Source organism: Streptomyces sp. NPDC048424 (genome assembly GCF_040651555.1).
Lineage (GTDB): Bacteria > Actinomycetota > Actinomycetes > Streptomycetales > Streptomycetaceae > Streptomyces.
Genome location: NZ_JBEZKE010000001.1, coordinates 269,407 through 290,164 on the forward strand (window position 1 = coordinate 269,407; position 20,758 = coordinate 290,164).

General features: G+C 69.9%; 20 protein-coding genes and 1 tRNA gene. 12 read left to right on the plus strand and 9 right to left on the minus strand.

Annotated features, from left to right (window positions below):
• Nucleotides 1-18: 18 nt before the first annotated feature.
• Together AB0D29_RS01315 and AB0D29_RS01320 are read right to left on the minus strand one after the other, a co-directional pair.
• On the minus strand, nt 19-414 hold the full coding sequence (locus AB0D29_RS01315) for a DUF2267 domain-containing protein (protein ID WP_362851597.1): 396 nt from the start codon (nt 412-414) through the stop codon (nt 19-21).
• A gap of 99 nt (nt 415-513) precedes the next feature.
• Nucleotides 514-948: an Hsp20/alpha crystallin family protein gene (locus AB0D29_RS01320; protein ID WP_362851599.1), complete on the minus strand. Its 435-nt coding sequence runs from the start codon at nt 946-948 to the stop codon at nt 514-516.
• A gap of 129 nt (nt 949-1,077) precedes the next feature.
• Between AB0D29_RS01320 and AB0D29_RS01325 the strand changes: the two genes are divergently transcribed.
• On the plus strand, nt 1,078-1,740 hold the full coding sequence (locus AB0D29_RS01325) for an HSP18 transcriptional regulator (protein ID WP_362851601.1): 663 nt from the start codon (nt 1,078-1,080) through the stop codon (nt 1,738-1,740).
• A 294-nt stretch (nt 1,741-2,034) separates the two neighbouring features.
• Here the strand turns inward: AB0D29_RS01325 and AB0D29_RS01330 are convergent.
• Nucleotides 2,035-2,105 (minus strand) — tRNA-Gly (locus AB0D29_RS01330).
• Nucleotides 2,106-2,562: 457 nt separating this feature from the next.
• On the opposite strand from AB0D29_RS01330, the gene dcd reads away from it, so the two are divergent.
• Together dcd and AB0D29_RS01340 are read left to right on the plus strand one after the other, a co-directional pair.
• A complete protein-coding gene (dcd, locus tag AB0D29_RS01335; RefSeq protein WP_030709189.1) occupies nt 2,563-3,150 on the plus strand; it encodes a dCTP deaminase in 588 nt (195 codons plus the stop codon).
• Nucleotides 3,147-3,647 carry a phosphoribosyltransferase gene (locus AB0D29_RS01340; protein ID WP_362811234.1) on the plus strand — a complete coding sequence of 167 codons (501 nt, stop codon included), beginning with the start codon at nt 3,147-3,149 and terminating at the stop codon, nt 3,645-3,647. Before dcd ends, AB0D29_RS01340 begins: the two co-directional genes overlap by 4 nt.
• An 83-nt stretch (nt 3,648-3,730) precedes the next feature.
• Here the strand turns inward: AB0D29_RS01340 and AB0D29_RS01345 are convergent, their stop codons facing one another.
• Entirely contained in the window at nt 3,731-4,663 is a 933-nt protein-coding gene (locus AB0D29_RS01345; RefSeq protein ID WP_362851603.1) for a Yip1 family protein, read from the minus strand.
• A gap of 246 nt (nt 4,664-4,909) precedes the next feature.
• Here AB0D29_RS01345 and AB0D29_RS01350 point away from each other — a divergent pair, with 246 nt between their 5' ends.
• Entirely contained in the window at nt 4,910-5,935 is a 1,026-nt protein-coding gene (locus AB0D29_RS01350) for a hypothetical protein (protein WP_362851604.1), read from the plus strand.
• 91 nt (nt 5,936-6,026) lie between these two features.
• On the opposite strand, the gene AB0D29_RS01355 is transcribed toward AB0D29_RS01350, so the two are convergent.
• Both AB0D29_RS01355 and AB0D29_RS01360 read right to left on the minus strand, forming a co-directional pair.
• Nucleotides 6,027-8,606 carry a (Fe-S)-binding protein gene (locus AB0D29_RS01355; RefSeq protein WP_362851605.1) on the minus strand — a complete coding sequence of 860 codons (2,580 nt, stop codon included), beginning with the start codon at nt 8,604-8,606 and terminating at the stop codon, nt 6,027-6,029.
• A gap of 110 nt (nt 8,607-8,716) precedes the next feature.
• Nucleotides 8,717-9,253 (minus strand): sugar transferase, encoded by a 537-nt coding sequence (locus tag AB0D29_RS01360; protein ID WP_362851606.1) that lies wholly within the window; start codon nt 9,251-9,253, stop codon nt 8,717-8,719.
• 243 nt (nt 9,254-9,496) lie between these two features.
• Here AB0D29_RS01360 and dnaK point away from each other — a divergent pair, with 243 nt between their 5' ends.
• From dnaK to AB0D29_RS01380, 4 genes are read left to right on the plus strand one after another with little or no spacing between them, the layout of a single operon-like run.
• On the plus strand, nt 9,497-11,344 hold the full coding sequence (dnaK, locus tag AB0D29_RS01365; protein ID WP_362851607.1) for a molecular chaperone DnaK: 1,848 nt from the start codon (nt 9,497-9,499) through the stop codon (nt 11,342-11,344).
• A complete protein-coding gene (gene grpE, locus AB0D29_RS01370; RefSeq protein WP_362851608.1) occupies nt 11,344-11,994 on the plus strand; it encodes a nucleotide exchange factor GrpE in 651 nt (216 codons plus the stop codon). The genes dnaK and grpE overlap by 1 nt, the downstream gene beginning before the upstream one ends.
• 39 nt (nt 11,995-12,033) lie before the next feature.
• Nucleotides 12,034-13,215, plus strand: coding sequence for a molecular chaperone DnaJ (dnaJ, locus tag AB0D29_RS01375; protein WP_362851609.1), 1,182 nt, complete (start codon nt 12,034-12,036; stop codon nt 13,213-13,215).
• A 2-nt stretch (nt 13,216-13,217) separates the two neighbouring features.
• Nucleotides 13,218-13,688 (plus strand): helix-turn-helix domain-containing protein, encoded by a 471-nt coding sequence (locus AB0D29_RS01380; protein ID WP_319725175.1) that lies wholly within the window; start codon nt 13,218-13,220, stop codon nt 13,686-13,688.
• A gap of 59 nt (nt 13,689-13,747) precedes the next feature.
• Here the strand turns inward: AB0D29_RS01380 and AB0D29_RS01385 are convergent, their stop codons facing one another.
• Entirely contained in the window at nt 13,748-14,821 is a 1,074-nt protein-coding gene (locus tag AB0D29_RS01385) for a helix-turn-helix transcriptional regulator (RefSeq protein ID WP_362851610.1), read from the minus strand.
• Nucleotides 14,822-14,905: 84 nt separating this feature from the next.
• Between AB0D29_RS01385 and AB0D29_RS01390 the strand changes: the two genes are divergently transcribed.
• Nucleotides 14,906-15,184 (plus strand): hypothetical protein, encoded by a 279-nt coding sequence (locus tag AB0D29_RS01390; protein WP_362851611.1) that lies wholly within the window; start codon nt 14,906-14,908, stop codon nt 15,182-15,184.
• Nucleotides 15,185-15,213: 29 nt separating this feature from the next.
• The gene (locus AB0D29_RS01395) at nt 15,214-15,495 is read left to right on the plus strand and encodes a (2Fe-2S)-binding protein (RefSeq protein WP_051762453.1); all 282 of its coding nucleotides are present in this window, start codon (nt 15,214-15,216) and stop codon (nt 15,493-15,495) included.
• A 134-nt stretch (nt 15,496-15,629) separates the two neighbouring features.
• On the opposite strand, the gene AB0D29_RS01400 is transcribed toward AB0D29_RS01395, so the two are convergent.
• Entirely contained in the window at nt 15,630-16,034 is a 405-nt protein-coding gene (locus AB0D29_RS01400; protein ID WP_362851612.1) for a TIGR03618 family F420-dependent PPOX class oxidoreductase, read from the minus strand.
• A gap of 120 nt (nt 16,035-16,154) precedes the next feature.
• Between AB0D29_RS01400 and clpB the strand changes: the two genes are divergently transcribed.
• Both clpB and AB0D29_RS01410 read left to right on the plus strand, forming a co-directional pair.
• The gene (clpB, locus tag AB0D29_RS01405) at nt 16,155-18,740 is read left to right on the plus strand and encodes an ATP-dependent chaperone ClpB (RefSeq protein ID WP_362851613.1); all 2,586 of its coding nucleotides are present in this window, start codon (nt 16,155-16,157) and stop codon (nt 18,738-18,740) included.
• Nucleotides 18,741-18,851: 111 nt separating this feature from the next.
• Nucleotides 18,852-19,403, plus strand: a complete 552-nt coding sequence (locus AB0D29_RS01410; RefSeq protein ID WP_362851614.1) for a YbjN domain-containing protein — start codon at nt 18,852-18,854, stop codon at nt 19,401-19,403.
• Here AB0D29_RS01410 and AB0D29_RS01415 read toward each other — a convergent pair whose 3' ends face one another.
• Nucleotides 19,404-20,594: a hypothetical protein gene (locus AB0D29_RS01415; protein WP_362851615.1), complete on the minus strand. Its 1,191-nt coding sequence runs from the start codon at nt 20,592-20,594 to the stop codon at nt 19,404-19,406.
• Nucleotides 20,595-20,758: the final 164 nt, after the last annotated feature.

Consider the following 20,758-nt stretch of genomic DNA (forward strand, 5'->3'; position numbering starts at 1 on the left):
GGTTCGTGCCGGCCGCGGTCAGGTGGGCTGGGGGTGGCCGAAGAGGAGGTCGTAGCCGGGCGGGAGCTGCAGCAGGACCTCGCGCATGAGGACGTCTCCCGCCGCGGCGGCCACGGTGGAGAGGACCGCGCCGATGTCCCACAGGGCCGTCTTCTCGGTGGCGCCTTCGATCCAGGCCGCAGTCGCGCGGATGAAGCGTTCCGGTGAGAGCGGTTCGGCGGCCTGCAGGGGGTTGAGGAGGACCAGGGCGTACGTCTCGGGGAGGCGGGCGGCGAGCTCGGCCCGCACGGTGCCGACCAGGTGTGCGCCCAGCAGGGCCAGGACGACGCGGGCTGCCCGTTCGGCCTCCTCCCGAGTCTGATACTCGCCGCGTTCCTGGACGTGGTCCAGGAACGCTTCCCGGCGCATCGTCATCACGTCACCTCCGGATAGGGGTGAAGGGGCGAGAGCGCGGAGGACGGGGTGCCGGAGGGGGAATCGGTTCCCCGTCCTCCGCCGCTGGTGCCGGGCTTTTCAGCCGGAGATCTGCTTGCGGCCGGACTCGCCGCCGATGCTGATCTTCCGCGGCTTGGCGCGCTCGGCGATCGGGATCCGCAGGGTCAGGACACCCGCGTCGTAGTCGGCCTCGATGTGCTCGGTGTCCAGGGTGTCGGCCAGCATGATCTGGCGGGAGAAGACGCCCAGGGGCCGCTCGGAGAGCTCCATCTGCACGGTGTCCCCCTTGGCGGCCGGACGGCGCTCCGCCTTGACGGTCAGCATGTTCCGCTCGACGTCGATGTCGATCGCCTCGGTGCTCACGCCGGGCAGGTCGAAGGCGATCACGTAGACGTCGCCCTCGCGGTAGGCGTCCATCGGCATCACGGACGGCTTCGACCATGTGCCCGACGCACCCGACAGCTGCTGGACGATCCGGTCCATCTCGCGGAACGGGTCTGTGCGCATCAACATCGCGAAACACCTCCAGTTGGTTCAGGCAGGAACTGCCAATGCGCTTCAACGTGCTCCCGTTGTAACATGTCATCGAAACGATGACAAGCAAGGAGTCATCTGGAGGATGACAGAGCCACGGAGAACGCAATGAACGAGGCCGCCGAGCCGACCACACCAGTCCCCTTCCTGGCTGCCGCCGCGGCACTGGAGGCCATCAACCAGGCCGTCAAGGACGCGCAGCAACCCTCCGCGAGAACAGCCGCTTCGCCGCCCGCGCCGGACTCGGGCCCGCACCCGGCTCTGGCTGCACTGCTGACGCTGCGCGAGGTCCGTGAGCAGCTCGCCGGCTGGGAGAGCGGACTGATCGAAACCGCCCGCGGGCACGGGGCGAGCTGGGCCGATCTCGCGGGACCGCTCGGGGTCGCCAGTCGGCAGGCCGCCGAACGCCGCTACCTGCGCCTGCGCCCCGGCACCGCCGGAACCACCGGGGAACAGCGCGTCCAGGCCACCCGTGACACCCGCGCCGCCGACCGCAACGTAAACGCCTGGGCCCGCGACAACGCGGCCGACCTGCGCCGACTCGCCGGGCAGGTCACCGCCCTCACCGGCCTCCCCGCCAACGCCCAGGGCGCCATCGGCGACCTGAACCTGGCCCTCGCCGACAACGACGCCGCCAGTCTCGTTCGCCCTCTGACCGCCACCCGGGACCATCTGCGACCCGAGGACGCCGAGCTCGCCCAACGTATTGACGCCCTGGCCCAGCACACGGACCAGCTCCGCCAGGACACCCATGACCAGCGCAACACGTGACACGGAACCACGAAACATCGACGGGCCCACGGGCGTCGGGAGGACCACTGGCCGCCCCCATTGGTCTGCATTGGTCCGCCCGGCGTGCGCGCGAGTAGTTGCCGCCTGAGCGGACACCGTCCGTCAACTGCCTCTTTGGGGGCGCGAATTCGCACCCGATGGTGCCAAGTGGTGCACGGAACGCCCTCCGGCCAGGGCATTTCGGTGACTTGGGGCATGCGGAGGGCACGGCAAGGGTTGAGAGGTCTAGACAACGAAGAAGGCCCAGGTCGTTGACCTGGGCCTTCGTTCACGAGCGGATGACGGGAATCGAACCCGCGCTATAAGCTTGGGAAGCTCATGTTCTACCATTAAACTACATCCGCATGATGGGCCAGTTGCCTGGAGCTCCATCGTCGCCCACTCTACCTCATGATCGACCCCCGGTGAATTTGCCGCGGGGTCGATGTCGTGTGTGGTGTGCACCGAGGCGTGTGGGTGCGGGAGTTGGGGCGTACCGTGTGGGTGCGGAGCGGCGGCTGGAGTGGGTGCCGATCATCCCCTAATGTGGCGATTCGTCGCAGTACGGCTCGTTGGGGAAAGGGACTCGATGGAGCACACCGTCGTCCGTTGTGCCGAAGGGCACGTTTTCAGTACCGCCTCCTTCCCGCTGCAGCACCTCGGTGCCGGCCGGATCGGGCCCGGGCGGTTGCTGCGGTGTCCGCGGTGCGCGCGGTTGCGGCACGCCGTGCCCGTCGGGACGGCGGTCAAGCGATAGCGGACGGGCGCGCGGGCGCCGCTCTCGATTGGGGGTGGCCCGCGCGCTCTGCGTATCCTCGGGACGTGCTTCTCTCTGACAAAGACATCCGGGCCGAGATCGACAGCGGACGGGTTCGCATCGACCCGTTCGAGGAGTCGATGGTGCAGCCCTCCAGCATCGATGTACGTCTCGACCGGTTCTTCCGGGTGTTCGAGAATCACCGGTACGCCCACATCGATCCGGCGATCGAGCAGGCGGACCTGACCCGGATGGTCGAGCCGGAGGGGGACGAGGCCTTCATCCTGCACCCCGGTGAGTTCGTGCTCGCGTCCACGTACGAGGTCATCTCGCTGCCCGACGACATCGCCTCCAGACTGGAGGGGAAGTCCAGTCTGGGCCGCCTCGGCCTGGTGACGCATTCGACCGCCGGGTTCATCGACCCCGGGTTCTCGGGCCACGTGACCCTGGAGCTGTCGAACCTCGCCACGCTGCCGATCAAGCTCTGGCCGGGCATGAAGATCGGGCAGCTGTGCATGTTCCGGCTCAGCTCGCCCGCGGAGTTCCCGTACGGCAGCGAGCGCTACGGGTCCAGGTACCAGGGGCAGCGCGGGCCGACCGCCTCGCGCTCCTTCCAGAACTTCCACCGCACCCAGGTGAGGCACGACGCATGAGTGACGTAGTACGCGAGAACCTCGACTACGAGGGGTTCGGGCGGGCCGTGCGACAGCTCGCGCAGACCATCGCCGACGACGGGTACGAGCCCGACATCATCCTGAGCATCGCCCGCGGCGGCGTGTTCGTCGCGGGCGGGCTGGCCTACGCGCTCGACTGCAAGAACATCCACCTCGTGAACGTCGAGTTCTACACCGGTGTGGGCACCACGCTGGAGATGCCGGTCATGCTGGCGCCCGTGCCCGAGGCGATCGACTTCACGAACAAGAAGGTCCTCATCGCCGATGACGTGGCCGACACGGGCAAGACGCTGAAGCTCGTCCACGACTTCTGCCTGGGCCACGTCGCCGAGGTGCGCTCCGCCGTCATCTACGAGAAGTCCCACTCGCTCGTGAAGTGCGAGTACGTGTGGAAGAAGACCGACGAGTGGATCAATTTCCCCTGGTCGGTCGAACCGCCCGTCGTGAAGCGTGAGGGTCAGGTCCTCGACGCCTAGGCCCGGACATCGAGTGTCCGAACCATGCGAAAGGCCCGCCGCGCAGAGACTGCGCGGCGGGCCTTTCGCATGCGGTGCGAGGGCTAGATGGTGCCCAGCTTGATGATCGACAGCAGTGCGATCAGCTGGATGGCGGAGGCGCCCAGCGCCTTCGGCCACGGCAGGTCGTGCGACTTGCTGATCAGCGAGGTGAAGAGCGCTCCGGCCGCCACCCAGGTGGCCCAGCCCAGCACCTGCACGACCATGTTGTCGCCGCCGAGGAACACCGCGAACAGCAGGCGCGGCGCGTCCGTGATGGACATGATCAGCATGGACAGGCCGACCGTCGGCTGCCACGTGCCGTCGCCGCCCATCTGGCGGGCGAGCGTGTGGGTGACCGCGCCCAGGATCAGACCGCAGATGACGAAGGCGACGCCCGCGGAGAGGACGATCGGGACGGCCTTCGACAGGGTCGCGTTGATCGCGTCCTCGCGGGCGTCGTCGAGGCCGAAGACCGCGAGGAGCCCGTAGAGGAAGGTCACGGTCAGCGCGGGGCCCCAGACGGCGTAGTCGCGCATCTGGAGGAAGGTCTGGCCCGGCCGGGTCACGATGCCGCGGAGGAGTTCCTTCCACGGCAGTCGCGGCCCGGACGGCGCGGCCGCGGCCGCACCCGCGTGGTAGGTCGCGGCCTGGCCGTACGGGTCCTCGCCGACCGCGAACATCTGGGTGTGCCCGGGGGCGTCGTTCGTGTAGCCGCCGCCACCGCCGTGGCCTCCGTGGCCGTACGGGGACTGCTGCGGGCCCGGCGGGTGCGGCGGTTGCTGCTGCCCGTACGGGTCGAAGTACTCCGGCTCGCCGTGGCCCCCGGCGCCCGGCTGCGGCCACTGCTGCTGCGCAGGTGGGCCTCCGGCGGGAGGGTAGGGCTGCTGGCCGTACGGCGGCGGTGGTTGCTGCCGGCCGTACGACTGCTGCTGCTGCGGGGGTTGTTGCGGAGTGCGGTTGTTGTCCCGGCCGCGTCCGATCCTGAATCCAGCCACGTGATCGAACGTACCTGGTCCGGCGAGCCCCTGTGGACGGTCGCCCGGAACACGCACCCTTTGCGGCTGACCTGTGACATCCCCTAGGGGTACCCCGAGGGCCTTACCGAGTGTCCGGTTTACGCGGCTGCGCCACAGTCTGCGGCTCTTCGTTACATTGCCGACGGAATACGCACATATCGGGCCCGTAGCTTCGTATCCGTCGCCGCCCCGCAGCACGAACGAGCCCGAGGAAGAGCACACATCATGCGCAGCACCCGCCGAACCACCCTCCGTACCGCCGCCGTCGTCGCCGGCGCGGCCACCGTCCTGGCCCTCCCGGTCGGATCCGCCTTCGCGGACTCCCCGGCCGTTCCGGAGCCGGAGGTACTGCCGGGCATCGAGCAGCCGGCGGTCGACCCGTCGGTGGACCCGTCCGTGGAGCCGCCCGTGGAGCCGTCGGTCGACCCGTCCGTCGACCCGTCCGTGCCGCCGACGCCGCGGCCCACGACGCCGCCGGTCACGCCGAAGCCGAAGCCGGGCGTCCGTGCGTACGTCACCACCGTGAAGCTGGCGGACGGCTCGGTCGCCAAGGTCTACAAGATCGGCGACAACCACTTCGAAGCCGACGTCTTCGCCGGCTCGACCAAGCTGGACACGCTGGTCAGCAAGGGCGGTGCCGCGGCGTACGGGCAGAACAACGGCCTGCACGTCGTGCTCCAGCCGAACGGCACCGTGACCTCGTGGATGGAGGTCGCGCCGAAGCCGAAGCCCAAGCCGGACGTCGAGAAGGACGTCGCGAAGGACGTCAAGAAGGAGAGCTCGGTGCGCGTCACGATGCCCGACGGACGGATCGCCAAGCTGGTCGACGGCCCGAACGGCAAGCGCGTCGAGATCTCCACGCCGAACGGCAACGCCCTCGGCACGATCGACCTGAAGCGGCCCAGCACGCAGAACGACGGCTGGACGTACAAGCTCGTTCAGGACGGCAAGCGCGTGAAGTTCGTCGTCATCGACGGCAAGGGCGGCGGGAACAGCTGGGTGTACGACTTCAGCGGCAGGCTGATCGAGAAGTACACGGTCGACCCGGTGAAGAAGGACGAGAAGCGGGACGAGAAGCGGGACGTCAGGGTCGTTCCGAAGGGCGCGGTGAAGGCCGGCGCGGAGGGGGTCGACCCGTCCGGGGGCGAGAGCCCGGTGCTGGTCGCCGCGGGCGGCAGCATGGCCTCGGCGGGTGCGGCCGGCCTCGGCTTCGCGCTGCTGCGCCGCCGCCGCGCGGGGGGCGAGGGCTGAGCCCCGCCTCTCGCGGCCCGGAACGCCGGAACGGCCGGTCCCCCGTGTGGGGGACCGGCCGTTCCGGCGTTCCGCGTGGTGCGGGCTGGTGCTACTTGGCGTCCTCGGGCTTGGCCTCTGCCTCCGCCTCGGACTCCGCGGCGGGCTCCGCCTCGGGCTTGGCATCAGCCTCCGCCTCGGCCGCAGGCGCGGCCTCGACCGCAGCCTCCGCCTCGGCCTCAGCCTCAGGCTCGGCTTCGTCAGCGGTCTTGGCTTCCGCGTCCGCCTTGGCTTCCGCCTTGGCCTTCGCGTCCGCCTCGGCCTTCGCCGCGGCAGCAGCGGCCTCGGCCTCCGCCTTCGCCTTGGCTTCCGCCTCGGCCTTCGCAGTGGCAGCAGCGGCAGCAGCGGCCTCGGCCTCCGCCGCGGCGGCCGCCTCGGCTTCCGCCTCCGCCTCCGCGGCCGCGAGCTCGGCCTCCGTGGGGCCGGGCGCCTTGACCGACTCCAGCAGCAGCTGCGCCACGTCGACGACCTGGACGTGTTCCTTCGCCTGGCCGTCGTTCTTCTTGCCGTTCACCGAGTCGGTGAGCATCACGAGGCAGAACGGGCAGGCGGTGGAGACGATGTCGGGGTTCAGGGACAGGGCCTCGTCGACACGCTCGTTGTTGATGCGCTTGCCGATCCGCTCCTCCATCCACATCCGCGCGCCACCGGCGCCACAGCAGAAGCCCCGCTCCTTGTGGCGGTGCATCTCCTGCTGACGCAGGCCCGGCACGGCCGACATGATCTCGCGCGGCGGCGTGTAGACCTTGTTGTGCCGGCCCAGGTAGCACGGGTCGTGGTACGTGATCAGACCGTCCACCGGCGTGACCGGCGTGAGGCGGCCCTCGTCGATCAGGTGCTGCAGCAGCTGCGTGTGGTGGATGACCTCGTACTCGCCGCCCAGCTGCGGGTACTCGTTCGCGATGGTGTTGAAGCAGTGCGGGCAGGTCGAGACGATCCGCTTCGCCGACTTCGGCTTCTTCGTCTCCGGGTCGTCGTCGTCCTCGCCGAAGGCCATGTTCAGCATGGCCACGTTCTCCTGGCCCAGCTGCTGGAACAGCGGCTCGTTGCCCAGGCGGCGCGGCGAGTCACCGGTGCACTTCTCGTCGCCGCCCATGATCGCGAACTTGACGCCCGCGATGTTCAGCAGCTCCGCGAAGGCCTTCGTGGTCTTCTTGGCCCGGTCCTCCAGGGCGCCGGCGCAGCCGACCCAGTAGAGGTAGTCGAACTCGGAGAGGTCCTCCGCGTCCTTCCCGATGATCGGGACCTCGAAGTCCACCTCCTTGGTCCACTCGACGCGCTGCTTCTTCGCCAGGCCCCAGGGGTTGCCCTTCTTCTCCAGGTTCTTGAGCATCGTGCCCGCCTCGGACGGGAAGGCGCTCTCGATCATCACCTGGTAGCGGCGCATGTCGACGATGTGGTCGATGTGCTCGATGTCGACCGGGCACTGCTCCACGCACGCACCGCAGGTCGTGCAGGACCACAGCACGTCCGGGTCGATGACGCCGTTCTCCTCGACGGTGCCGATCAGCGGGCGCTCGGCCTCCGCGATGGCCGCGGCCGGGACGTCCTTCAGCTGCTCCGCCGTGGCCTTCTCGTTGCCCTCCATGTCCTTGCCGCCGCCGGCGAGCAGGTACGGGGCCTTGGCGTGCGCGTGGTCGCGCAGCGACATGATCAGCAGCTTCGGGGACAGCGGCTTGCCGGTGTTCCAGGCCGGGCACTGCGACTGGCAGCGACCGCACTCCGTACACGTGGAGAAGTCGAGGATGCCCTTCCAGGAGAACTGCTCGACCTGGGAGACGCCGAAGACGTCGTCCTCGCCCGGGTCCTCGAAGTCGATCTCCTTGCCGCCGCTGGTCATCGGCTGGAGCGCGCCGAGCGCGGTCGCGCCGTCCGCGTTCCGCTTGAACCAGATGTTCGGGAAGCCGAGGAAGCGGTGCCAGGCGACACCCATGTTGGTGTTGAGCGAGACGACGATCATCCAGATCAGCGAGGTGCCGATCTTGATCATCGCGGTGAAGTAGATGGCGTTCTGCAGTGCGCTCGCCGAGAGCCCCTTGAAGGCCAGGACCAGCGGGTACGAGACGAAGTACGCCGGCTCGTACGAGTCCACGTGGTGGATCGCGCCCTCGAGGCCGCGCAGGCACAGGATCGCGAGGCCGATGGTCAGGATGATGTACTCGACGAAGTACGCCTGCCAGGCCTTCGAGCCGGTGAAGCGCGACTTGCGGCCGGCCCGCGAGGGCAGGCTGAGCAGTCGGATCGCCATGAGGATGACGATGCCGACGACCGTCATCAGGCCGATGAACTCGATGTAGAGCTCGAACGGCAGGAACCCGCCGACGATCGGCAGGGTCCAGTCGGCCTGGAAGAGCTGGCCGTACGCCTGCGCGAGGGTGGGCGGCAGCGTCAGGAAGCCGATCGCGACGAACCAGTGCGCGAAGCCGACGATGCCCCAGCGGTTCATCCGGCTGTGGCCGAGGAACTCCCGGACGAGGGTGAGGGATCGGGCCTTCGGGTCGTCCGTGCGGCTGCCGGCCGGCACGGGCTGGCCGATCTTCACGAAACGGTAGATCTGCGCCACGGCTCGGGCGAGCAGCGCGACGCCGACCACGGTCAGGACCAGCGACACGATGATCGCGGCGAGTTGCATGGGAGGGCTCCTCGGGCGGCACTTACTAAGCGGTAACTTATGAAGTCAAGGCTTGAGGTTACCCACTCCCGACGCCGCAATGTAGCCGAGCGTGCGGTGATCTGTGTCGCTCAGGCGAGCCTTTGTCTGCAGGCTGCCCGCGGGGTCTGCGCAAGGATCGCGAGGTCCATCCCGAGCCAGTGGTTCTCCACATAATGCCGGTCCAGCAGGGCCATCTCCTCCCAGGGGAGGTCCGAGCGCGCGCTCACCTGCCACAATCCGGTCATTCCGGGCCGTACGAGGAGCCGGTCGGGGCGGTCCGTACGGGCCTCCGGGCGCGGCCCGACCAGTGACATCTCGCCGCGGAGCACGTTGAGCAGCTGGGGGAGCGCGTCGAGGGCGCAGCGGTCCAGGGCGGCGCCGAGCCGGCCCGTGTCGGCGGTGCGCAGCCGCCACGTCCGGAACGGCCTCCCGGCCAGGCCGACGGCCGCCTCCCGCACGAAGGGGCGGCGGCCGTGGGTCGCGTACAGCAGTGCGGTGGCGCCGGCGAGCGGCAGGCCGAGCGCCGCGAGCAGGATCACCGCCCCGAGCAGGTCCACCACCCGCTTGGCCGGCGGCGGGGCCGGCCGGAGCCCCGGCAGGGCGGGGAGGGGCAGGAGCAGGGGCATGCCAGCACGCTGCCGTATGCCTCCGGCGGTCTTGCGGTGGCGCGCGGCCACGGTGACCCGTTCGGCCGCCGCTGAAATGCAGCCCCGCCGGCGTTTGAGGCGCGGGGTCCGGGGCGGAGCCCCGTGTGGTTGCGCGTAAGTGCAGCCTAAAGGTTGAGCCGACTCGACTCAGCTCTGTTGACGCCGGCGCAGCGATACGGCATGGTTGAGTCTGTTCCACTCAAGTCAGCTGGAGGAATCGAAATGGCACGTGCGGTCGGCATCGACCTGGGCACCACTAACTCCGTCGTCAGCGTTCTGGAAGGCGGCGAGCCCACCGTCATCACCAACGCCGAGGGCGCCAGGACCACGCCGTCCGTCGTCGCCTTCGCCAAGAACGGCGAGGTCCTCGTCGGCGAGGTGGCCAAGCGCCAGGCGGTCACGAACGTGGACCGGACCATCCGCTCCGTCAAGCGCCACATGGGCACTGACTGGAAGATCAACCTGGATGGCAAGGACTTCAACCCGCAGCAGATGAGCGCCTTCATCCTGCAGAAGCTGAAGCGCGACGCCGAGGCGTACCTGGGTGAGAAGGTCACGGACGCGGTCATCACCGTCCCGGCCTACTTCAACGACTCCGAGCGTCAGGCGACGAAGGAGGCCGGTGAGATCGCGGGTCTGAACGTCCTGCGCATCGTCAACGAGCCGACCGCCGCCGCCCTGGCCTACGGTCTCGACAAGGACGACCAGACCATTCTCGTCTTCGACCTCGGTGGCGGCACCTTCGACGTGTCGCTCCTGGAGATCGGCGACGGCGTCGTCGAGGTGAAGGCCACCAACGGTGACAACCACCTCGGTGGTGACGACTGGGACCAGCGCGTCGTCGACTACCTGGTGAAGCAGTTCGCCAACGGTCACGGCGTGGACCTCTCCAAGGACAAGATGGCGCTCCAGCGCCTGCGCGAGGCCGCCGAGAAGGCGAAGATCGAGCTGTCCTCCTCCACGGAGACCACGATCAACCTGCCCTACATCACGGCTTCCGCCGAGGGCCCGCTGCACCTGGACGAGAAGCTCACGCGCGCCCAGTTCCAGCAGCTGACCGCGGACCTGCTCGACCGCTGCAAGACCCCGTTCCACAACGTCATCAAGGACGCCGGCATCGCGCTGTCCGAGATCGACCACGTGGTCCTGGTCGGCGGCTCCACCCGCATGCCGGCCGTCGCCGAGCTCGTCAAGGAGCTCACCGGCGGTCAGGACGCCAACAAGGGCGTCAACCCGGACGAGGTCGTCGCCATCGGCGCCACCCTCCAGGCCGGTGTGCTCAAGGGTGAGGTCAAGGACGTCCTGCTCCTCGACGTGACCCCGCTGTCCCTCGGCATCGAGACCAAGGGCGGCATCATGACCAAGCTCATCGAGCGCAACACCACGATCCCGACCAAGCGGTCCGAGATCTTCACGACGGCCGAGGACAACCAGCCGTCCGTGCAGATCCAGGTCTACCAGGGCGAGCGCGAGATCGCGGCGTACAACAAGAAGCTCGGCATGTTCGAGCTGACCGGCCTGCCGCCGGCCCCGCGTGGCGTCCCGCAGATCGAGGTCTCCTTCGACATCGACGCGAACGGCATCATGCACGTGACCGCGAAGGACCTCGGCACGGGCAAGGAGCAGAAGATGACCGTCACCGGCGGCTCTTCGCTCGGCAAGGACGAGGTCGACCGCATGCGCCAGGAGGCGGAGCAGTACGCGGACGAGGACCTCCGTCGCAAGGAGGCGGCCGAGTCCCGCAACCAGGGCGAGCAGCTCGTCTACCAGACGGAGAAGTTCGTCAAGGACAACGAGGACAAGGTCCCGGCCGACGTCAAGACCGAGGTCGAGGCCGCCGTCTCCGAGCTGAAGGAGACCCTCAAGGGCGAGGACACCGCCGAGATCCGCACCGCGACCGAGAAGCTCGCCGCGGTCAGCCAGAAGCTCGGCCAGGCGATCTACGCCGACGCCCAGGCCGCCCAGGGTGCGGCCGGCGCCGCCGGTGACGCGGGCGAGGCCAAGGCCGACGACGACGTCGTCGACGCCGAGATCGTCGACGACGAGAAGCCGAAGGGTGGCGCTGCCTGATGTCGGAGGAGACCCCGGGTTTTGACGAGAAGCCCGAAGTCCCCGTCGACGGCACGCCCGACGAGCCGCAGGCCGCCGACTCCGCCAAGGAGGAGGCGGCGGCCCCGGCCGGGGACGCAGCACAGGATGTGGCGCTGCTCGCGCAGCTGGACCAGGCCCGTACGGCGCTCTCCGAGCGCACCGCGGACCTCCAGCGGCTCCAGGCGGAGTACCAGAACTACCGCCGCCGGGTGGAGCGGGACCGGATCACCGTCAAGGAGATCGCGGTCGCGTCCCTCCTGACGGAGCTCCTCCCGACCCTGGACGACATCGGCCGGGCGCGGGAGCATGGCGAGCTGGTCGGCGGCTTCAAGTCGGTGGCCGAGTCGCTGGAGACGGTGGCCGCCAAGATGGGGCTGCAGCAGTTCGGCAAGGAGGGCGAGCCCTTCGACCCGACGATCCACGAGGCCCTGATGCACTCGTACGCGCCGGACGTCACCGAGACGACCTGCGTGGCGATCCTGCAGCCGGGGTACCGGATCGGCGAGCGTACGATCCGTCCCGCACGGGTCGCGGTGGCCGAGCCCCAGCCGGGTGCGGCTCCCAAGTCCGAGTCCGCCGAGGGCGACAAGCCGTCCGGCGAGGACGCGGATGCAGCCGACAAGGGCTGACGCAGTACACGTAGAGGGACGAGAGGAGGGACACCGGGGATGAACACGAAGGACTTCGTGGAGAAGGACTACTACAAGGTCCTCGGTGTCCCGAAGGACGCCACCGAGGCCGAGATCAAGAAGGCGTACCGGAAGCTCGCGCGCGAGTTCCACCCGGACGCCAACAAGGGCGACGCCTCCGCCGAGGAGCGCTTCAAGGAGATCTCCGAGGCGAACGACATCCTCGGCGACCCGAAGAAGCGCAAGGAGTACGACGAGGCGCGCGCCCTGTTCGGCAACGGTGGCTTCCGCCCCGGGCCGGGCGGCGGCGGCTCGTTCAACTTCGACCTGGGCGACCTCTTCGGGGGTCAGCAGCAGGGCGGCGGCCAGGCCGGCGGCTTCGGCGGCGGCCTGGGCGACGTCTTCGGCGGCCTCTTCAACCGCGGCGCCGGCCCGGGTACGGGCACCCGTACCCAGCCGCGCCGCGGCCAGGACATCGAGTCGGAGGTCACCCTCTCCTTCACGGAGGCGGTGGACGGGGCCACGGTCCCGCTGCGGATGTCCTCCCAGGCACCCTGCAAGGCCTGTTCGGGCACCGGCGACAAGAACGGCACGCCCCGCGTGTGCCCGACCTGCGTCGGCACCGGCCAGGTCTCGCGGGGCAGCGGCGGCGGCTTCTCGCTGACCGACCCCTGCGCGGACTGCAAGGGCCGCGGCCTGATCGCGGAGACCCCCTGCGACGTCTGCAAGGGCAGCGGCCGGGCCCGTTCCTCGCGCACCATGCAGGTCCGGATCCCGGCGGGCGTCTCCAACGGCCAGCGGATCCGGCTGCGCGGCAAGGGCGCGCCGGGCGAGCGCGGTGGTCCCGCCGGTGACCTCTACGTGGTCGTGCACGTCGATGCGCACCCGGTGTTCGGCCGCAAGGACGACAACCTGACGGTGACCGTGCCGGTGACGTTCGCGGAGGCGGCGCTGGGCGCCGACGTCAAGGTCCCGACCTTGAACGGCCCCTCGGTGACGCTGAAGCTGCCGCCGGGCACCCCCAACGGACGGACCATGCGGGCCCGCGGCAAGGGAGCGGTCCGCAAGGACGGCACCCGCGGCGACCTGCTGGTGACGGTGGAGGTCGCGGTCCCGACCGAGCTGTCGGACAAGGCCCGTGAGGCGCTGGAGATGTACCGCGAGGCGACGGGGTCCGAGGACCCGCGCTCCGCGCTGTTCGAGTCCGCGAAGGGAGCATGACCATGGACGGCCGCCGACGACAGTCCTCCCGCCTGGGCGGGGGCTACCAGCTCACCGACGAGACCCCGGTCTACGTGATCTCGGTGGCCGCCCAGCTCTCGGGTCTGCACCCGCAGACCCTGCGTCAGTACGACCGTCTCGGCCTGGTCTCCCCGGACCGTACGGCCGGCCGCGGCCGGCGCTACTCGGCCCGCGACATCGAACTGCTCCGCACGGTGCAGGCGCTGTCCCAGGACGAGGGCATCAACCTCGCCGGCATCAAGCGGATCATCGAACTGGAGAACCAGGTCGCCGCGCTCCAGCAGCGCGTGGCCGAGCTCTCCGCGGCCGTGGACGGCGCGGCGGCCACGCTGCAGGCCCGCGAGGCCCAGGTGCACGCCTCGTACCGGCGCGACCTGGTCAAGTACCAGCCCCCGCAGCCGGGCAGTGCCCTGGTCGTCTGGCGGCCCAGCCCCAAGCGCCCGATGGACTGACCCGGTCCCCGCTTCGCATCGTCAGGCTCCGCCCTTCCAGGGCGGGGCCTGACGGCTTTCTAGAGGCCTTCCCGGTCCTCGTCGGGGTCTTGGTCCAGCTCCTCGCCGCAGTCGCGGTCAGGGGCGGAGGGCCGGCCCAGGATGCCCGACTGGGCGATGAGGTAGCCGAGCTGGGCGCGGCTGCCGCTGCCGAGGGTCGTGGCGAGCTTGGCGATGTGGGCCCGGCAGGTGCGGACGTTCATGCCGAGGCGGCGGGCGATGGCCTCGTCGACGTGGCCCTCGATGAGGAGCTGGGCGATGGTCCGCTGCACGCCGGTGATCCCGCCGGGGGTGCTCCGGTAGGTCACCTCCTCCTGCAGGGGCACGGCCCGGTGCCACAGCTGCTCGAACACCTTGATGAGGTAGTCGACGAGGCCCGGGTGGCGCAGCTCCAGTGCGACCCGGCGGTCGTCGCTCACCGGGATGAAGGCGACCGTGCGGTCGAAGATGATGAGCCGCTCTATCAGTTCTTCGAGCGTGCGGATCTCCACCTTGCCCGTGGAGATGCGGTCCACGTAGGCGAGCGTGCCCTGGCTGTGCCGGGCGGTGTGCTGGTAGAGGGTCCGTATGCTGACCCCGCGGTCGATCAGCGGCTGGTCGCGCTCCAGGGCCTGGGTCAGGGCCTCGGAGGGGCGGGCCCCGCCCGGCTGTACCGTCAGCACCTCGGTGTGGCATTCGGCCGTCGCGAGGTTGAGGGCGGCGTTGATCCGCTCGAAACCCTCCAGCACGGTGATGGCATGGGTGTTGGCCGGGCTCTGCGCGCTGATGGCGAGGAAAGGCTCGAAAGTGTCGGTGAGATCTACAGCGCTGCGTCGGCGGTCTTGGATCTCGCGTTCAATCGGGTGGAGCCGTTGAGCCAATGCGACGGACGGGGGAACCGGGCGCAGTTGGTTCGCGTCATCCGGGTCGGGCTGCAGAAGGGCGAATTCAAGCAGGCAGGGGGCGTTCTGGATCTCGCCCCGGGCGATCCGGCCGGTGCTCAGTGCAGTCGCGTAGAGCCGCGTTCCCTCGGCGCACATGGACGTGACGGGGTGGGGATGTGTCGCCATTGTCTCGTTTCGCGTCAAATCTCCACCCCCCAGGGTCCTGAACATGCAAGAACATGATGCATCGTCCCTGTGGCATTGACGTGCCTGAATGAGCCATCGTCTGACACGCGGGGGAGAGGATTCCATCAAGTGAGGACGAAGCCGACCATGTTCAAGAGAATGCTTCGCTCGGTGCTTGCCATAGGTTTCTCCGCCGTTGCGGTTTTTGGGGCAGTCAGCGCCGTCGAAAGTGACGCGGGGAGCGCTAGGGGCGGTCAGGGCACCAGCCTGACGAGCACGGAGTTCGACACCGGCTGGACCACGGCGCCCGCGGGCAAGTACGCGGACACCGGCTGGACCAGCGGACAGCTGGGCGGTAACGGCGGCGATACGGGGTGGACCGAGGTTCCTGTGACGGTGTCCGCGTGACCCCCGACGACCGCGGCTTCCGCCGCGAGATGGCATCCGCATACCGCTCGGGCTGGCAGTTCATCGATCTCGCCACGGCCATCCCCCACCCTGGCGACTCGTTGATGGTCACCCTGTTCGGCCAACCGATCGTCGTCGTGCGCGAGGAGGACGAGGACGTACGTGCCTACCGGTGCCTGCGCCGCCCGCGGGGCGCGCCGCAGCCCGTCCGCTGCGAGGTGCGCTACGGAATGGTCTTCGTCAACCTCGATCAGCGCGACCACCAGCTATTCGAACCCGATATCACCACCGCCACCCCCCGCAGTGCCTGAAGCGATTCCCCCGTCGTTCCAGATCGCTCAGGCGCTACCCCCACACAACGGCGCCATCGTGGACCTGACCACGATGGCGCCGTTGTGATGCCCGCGTCCAGTGCCTGAACCGGACAAGATGAAGAATCAACGGCTCACGCGCGCCCCATGGCCCGGTCCAGGGTGATCTCGATGACCACGCGGTCGGGATTGGGCGACGGCGTGCGGCCGTACCGCACCGCGTAGCGCGCCACGGCGTCGGCGACCGACGCCTCGTCCGTACGGACCGCCGCGCGCCCTTCGAGGGTGGCCCAGCGGCGCCCTTCCATCTGGCAGACCGCGACCCGGGCCCCGTCCGCAGGCGCCGCCAGGACGTTGCGCACCTTCTTGCTGTGCTTGTTGCTGATCACCCGCGCCAGCCCCGCCTCCGGGTCGTACGTCACGCCCACCGGCACCACGTGGGGCGTGCCGTCGGGGCGCGGGGTGGTCAGCGTGCAGACGTGCCGCTCCCGCCAGAAGGCGAGGTACTCGGGCGTCGGGTTGAGTACGTCATGGGACATGCGCCGAAGGGTACGGGCCGATGGTGTCCTCGCTTGCCTTGAGTGGAATAGACTCAACTTTGCATAGGTTGACCCTGTCAGATTCGTCGGATTTACCCCTCGGGGAGAGGAGAAGACGCAGTGGACGCCGAGCTGACCAACAAGAGCCGGGACGCGCTGAACGCGGCCACCAGCAGGGCCGTCAAGGACGGGCACGCCGATCTGACCCCCGCGCACCTGCTGCTGGCCCTCCTCGCCGGCGAGGACAACGAGAACGTCACCGACCTGCTGGCCGCCACCGACGCCGACCAGGCCGAGGTCCGGGCCGGCGCCGAGCGGCTGCTGGCCGCCCTGCCCAGCGTCACCGGCTCCACGGTCGCGCCCCCGCAGCCCACCCGCGACCTGCTCGCCGTACTCGCCGAGGCGGACGCACAGGCCGGCAAGCTCGGCGACGAGTACCTCTCCACCGAACACCTGCTCATCGCCATCGCCGCCAAGGGCGGCGCGGCGGGTGAGGTCCTTTCCGCCCAGGGCGCGAGCGCGAAGAAGCTGCTGGCCGCCTTCGAGAACGCACGAGGAGGACGGCGGGTGACCACCCCCGACCCCGAGGGTCAGTACAAGGCCCTGGAGAAGTTCGGCACCGACTTCACGGCGGCCGCGCGCGAGGGCAAGCTCGACCCGGTCATCGGCCGCGACCACGAGATCCGCCGCGTCGTGCAGGTGCTCTCGCGCCGCACGAAGAACAATCCGGTGCTCATCGGCGAGCCCGGCGTCGGCAAGACCGCCGTCGTCGAGGGCCTGGCCCAGCGCATCGTCAAGGGCGACGTCCCCGAGTCCCTGAAGAACAAGCGCCTGGTCTCCCTGGACCTCGGCGCGATGGTCGCGGGCGCCAAGTACCGCGGCGAGTTCGAGGAGCGGCTGAAGACCGTCCTCGCCGAGATCAAGTCCAGCGACGGGCAGATCATCACCTTCATCGACGAGCTGCACACGGTCGTCGGCGCGGGCGCCGGCGGCGACTCCGCCATGGACGCGGGCAACATGCTCAAGCCCATGCTCGCCCGCGGCGAACTGCGCATGGTCGGCGCGACCACCCTCGACGAGTACCGCGAGCGCATCGAGAAGGACCCGGCGCTGGAGCGCCGCTTCCAGCAGGTGCTGGTCGCCGAGCCGTCCGTCGAGGACACCATCGCCATCCTGCGCGGGCTCAAGGGCCGCTACGAGGCCCACCACAAGGTCGTCATCAACGACAGCGCGCTGGTGGCCGCCGCGACCCTCTCCGACCGGTACATCACCTCCCGCTTCCTCCCCGACAAGGCCATCGACCTCGTCGACGAGGCCGCGTCCCGGCTGCGCATGGAGATCGACTCCTCCCCGCTGGAGATCGACGAGCTGCAGCGCTCCGTGGACCGGCTGCGCATGGAGGAGCTGGCGCTGAAGAACGAGTCCGACCCGGCCTCGATGGAGCGCCTGGAGAAGATCCGCAAGGACCTCGCCGACAAGGAGGAGGACCTGCGCGGCCTGACCGCCCGCTGGGAGAAGGAGAAGCAGTCCCTCAACCGCGTCGGCGAGCTCAAGGAGCGCCTGGACGACCTGCGCGGCCAGGCCGAGCGCGCCCAGCGCGACGGCGACTTCGACACCGCCTCCAAGCTGCTCTACGGGGAGATCCCGACCCTGGAGCGCGAGCTGGCGGAGGCCACCGAGGCCGAGGCCGAGGCGTCCAAGGGGACGATGGTCAAGGACGAGGTCGGCCCCGACGACATCGCGGACGTGGTGGGCGCCTGGACGGGCATCCCGGCGGGCCGCCTGCTGGAGGGCGAGACCCAGAAGCTCCTGCGCATGGAGGACGAGCTGGGGCGCCGCCTGATCGGCCAGGGCGAGGCCGTACGGGCCGTCTCGGACGCCGTGCGCCGCACCCGCGCCGGCATCGCCGACCCCGACCGCCCGACCGGCTCCTTCCTCTTCCTCGGCCCGACGGGCGTGGGCAAGACGGAGCTGGCCAAGGCCCTCGCCGACTTCCTCTTCGACGACGAGCGGGCCATGATCCGCATCGACATGTCGGAGTACGGCGAGAAGCACAGCGTGGCCCGCCTCGTCGGCGCCCCGCCCGGCTACGTCGGCTACGAGGAGGGCGGCCAGCTCACGGAGGCCGTCCGCCGCCGCCCGTACAGCGTGGTGCTCCTGGACGAGGTGGAGAAGGCCCACCCCGAGGTCTTCGACATCCTGCTCCAGGTCCTGGACGACGGCCGCCTCACGGACGGCCAGGGCCGGACCGTGGACTTCCGCAACACCATCCTGATCCTGACCTCGAACCTGGGCAGCCAGTTCCTGATGGATCCGGCCACCCCGGCGGAACAGAAGAAGCAGCAGGTCCTGGACGTGGTCCGGAGCTCCTTCAAGCCGGAGTTCCTGAACCGCCTGGACGACCTGGTGGTCTTCTCCGCCCTGTCCGGCGACGAGCTCGCGCACATCGCCGAGCTCCAGATCGGCCGCCTGGCCAAGCGGCTGGCCGACCGGCGCCTCACCCTGGACGTCACGCCCGAGGCCCTGGCCTGGCTGGCGGACAAGGGCAACGACCCGGCGTACGGCGCCCGGCCGCTGCGCCGCCTGATCCAGACGGCGATCGGCGACCGGCTGGCCAAGGAGATCCTCTCGGGCGAGGTCCGCGACGGCGACACCGTACGGGTCGACGTGGCGGGCGAGGACCTGCTGGTCGGCAAGGCGCTCTGACCCGGCCGGGCGGACCCCGTGTCCGCCCGCAGCGGATCGGCGCTGCGGGGCTGGACACGGGGTGGGCGGGATGGGGGAGGATGCATGTATCCGCACGAAGGGAAAAACACGGTGAGCATCGACCCGGCCTCGATTCCGAACTTCGGAGGGCAGCAGCCCGATCCGCAGGCCACAGGACCGGCGGGCCCCGTCGTCCCCGACCAGGATCTGGTCAAGCAGCTGCTGGAGCAGATGGAGCTCAAGTACGTCGTCGACGACGAGGGTGACCTCGCGGCGCCGTGGGAGGAGTTCCGTACGTACTTCATGTTCCGCGGCGAGGACGAGCAGCAGGTTTTCTCGGTGCGGACCTTCTATGACCGTCCGCACAAGATCGACGAGAAGCCGCAGCTTCTCGAGTCGATCGACGACTGGAACCGCCGCACCCTGTGGCCGAAGGTCTACAGCCACACGCACGACGACGGCTCGGTCCGCCTGATCGGTGAGGCGCAGATGCTGATCGGCACCGGCGTCAACCTGGAGCACTTCGTGTCCTCCACGGTCAGCTGGGTCCGCGCCTCCATCGAGTTCGACAAGTGGCTCGTCGAGCAGCTCGGTCTGGAGAAGGACATCGACTCCACCGACGGCGAGAACGACGGCGAAGGCGACGCCGACGGCAACAGCTGACTAGAGCGGTACCCGGGCGACCAGAAGCAGGTACAGCCCGTAGCCGTAACCGAGCCCGGCCAGCACCGCGGTCACCACGACCGCGGTGCGGGGCCGGGCTCGCGCCATGACGGCGGCCACCGGCAGGAGCAGCGGGAAGGCCGGCAGCAGGAAGCGCGGCTTGGACTCGAAGAAGCCGGCCCCGCCGAAGGCCATCACCAGCAGGACCGCCGTGTACACGAGCAGTGCGAGCGGGGTGCGGTCCAGGAGCAGCAGCACCGCGAGCAGCCCGGCCGCGGCCAGCAGGACCACCGTCACCGTGGTCGCGAGGGCCACGTGCCCGCCGGTGAGCACCCGCTCCGCCGAGCGCAGCGCCCCGGCGCCGAAGTCGAAGCGGGAGCCCCAGCTGCGCTGCACGGCGAAGTAGCCGCCGAAGGGGTCGCGCACCTTCACCCCGACGGCCAGGACGTACGCCGCCCAGCCCGCCGGCGCCACCAGCCCGGCCACCCACACCTCGGGTGCCCGGGATCTTCGTACGAGGATCGCGTGGAGGGCCATGGCCGATACGGCGGCCGCGACGGCGAGCCCGGTGGGCCGGGTCAGCCCGGCGAGTACGGCGAGGCCGGCGGCCCACAGCCAGCGGCCGCGCAGCAGGGCGTGCAGGGCCCAGGCGGCGAAGGCGGCCAGCAGCGCCTCGGTGTAGGCGAGGGTGAGGACCACCGAGTGCGGCAGGGCCGCCCACAGCCCCACGAGCAGCAGCCCGGCGCGCGGCCCGATGACCCGCTCCCCGACCCGGTAGATCCCGACGGCGGCGACGGCGGCGGCCGTCCAGGTGACGAGGAGCGCGGCGGGGACGGGCCCGCCGGGCAGGATGCCGGAGACGGTCCGTATCAGCGCTGGGTAGAGCGGGAAGAAGGCCTGGTCGCTCTGTACGGGCCCGGTGCCGGTGGCGGCGTCGGGCCACATCAGGGTGCGCCCGTAGCCGTGGGCCGCGATCCGGAGGTACCAGTCCGCGTCCCAGGACCGGCCGAGCACCCGCAGCGGATCCCGCCCGGCCCACCAGGACCCGAGGGCGAGCACCAGCACCCCGGCCCCGCGGACGGCGGCGAACACCCCGAGCGCTATGACCGCCGGCGGCGCGGCCGACCGTACGGCCCGGACCGCGCGCATCTCCAGGGGCGACGCGGACACGGTCGCTCTGCCCGTTGCCATGAATCCCGACTTCCGTCTCTCGGTGAGGTCCGCTCACCGGGAGGTGAGGGCTTCGGGCACTGGTGCGGGCGACAGCTTCACACCGCCCCCGCCCGACCCGCAAGCACCCCCTGCGCCGACCGCCGCCCGACAGCGGCCGCGGGGCGGCTTCATCCACCTGGGCA

Bases quoted from the DNA above. Each gene is read 5' to 3' on its own strand.
- AB0D29_RS01315 (WP_362851597.1), bottom strand. From the start codon at position 414: ATGACGATGCGCCGGGAAGCGTTCCTGGACCACGTCCAGGAACGCGGC.
- AB0D29_RS01320 (WP_362851599.1), bottom strand. From the start codon at position 948: ATGTTGATGCGCACAGACCCGTTCCGCGAGATGGACCGGATCGTCCAG.
- AB0D29_RS01395 (WP_051762453.1), top strand. From the start codon at position 15,214: ATGGCATCCGCATACCGCTCGGGCTGGCAGTTCATCGATCTCGCCACG.
- grpE (WP_362851608.1), top strand. From the start codon at position 11,344: ATGTCGGAGGAGACCCCGGGTTTTGACGAGAAGCCCGAAGTCCCCGTC.
- AB0D29_RS01325 (WP_362851601.1), top strand. From the start codon at position 1,078: ATGAACGAGGCCGCCGAGCCGACCACACCAGTCCCCTTCCTGGCTGCC.
- dnaK (WP_362851607.1), top strand. From the start codon at position 9,497: ATGGCACGTGCGGTCGGCATCGACCTGGGCACCACTAACTCCGTCGTC.
- AB0D29_RS01380 (WP_319725175.1), top strand. From the start codon at position 13,218: ATGGACGGCCGCCGACGACAGTCCTCCCGCCTGGGCGGGGGCTACCAG.
- AB0D29_RS01385 (WP_362851610.1), bottom strand. From the start codon at position 14,821: ATGTTCAGGACCCTGGGGGGTGGAGATTTGACGCGAAACGAGACAATG.
- AB0D29_RS01350 (WP_362851604.1), top strand. From the start codon at position 4,910: ATGCGCAGCACCCGCCGAACCACCCTCCGTACCGCCGCCGTCGTCGCC.
- AB0D29_RS01415 (WP_362851615.1), bottom strand. From the start codon at position 20,594: ATGGCAACGGGCAGAGCGACCGTGTCCGCGTCGCCCCTGGAGATGCGC.
- AB0D29_RS01400 (WP_362851612.1), bottom strand. From the start codon at position 16,034: ATGTCCCATGACGTACTCAACCCGACGCCCGAGTACCTCGCCTTCTGG.
- AB0D29_RS01360 (WP_362851606.1), bottom strand. From the start codon at position 9,253: ATGCCCCTGCTCCTGCCCCTCCCCGCCCTGCCGGGGCTCCGGCCGGCC.
- AB0D29_RS01355 (WP_362851605.1), bottom strand. From the start codon at position 8,606: ATGCAACTCGCCGCGATCATCGTGTCGCTGGTCCTGACCGTGGTCGGC.
- AB0D29_RS01340 (WP_362811234.1), top strand. From the start codon at position 3,147: ATGAGTGACGTAGTACGCGAGAACCTCGACTACGAGGGGTTCGGGCGG.
- dnaJ (WP_362851609.1), top strand. From the start codon at position 12,034: ATGAACACGAAGGACTTCGTGGAGAAGGACTACTACAAGGTCCTCGGT.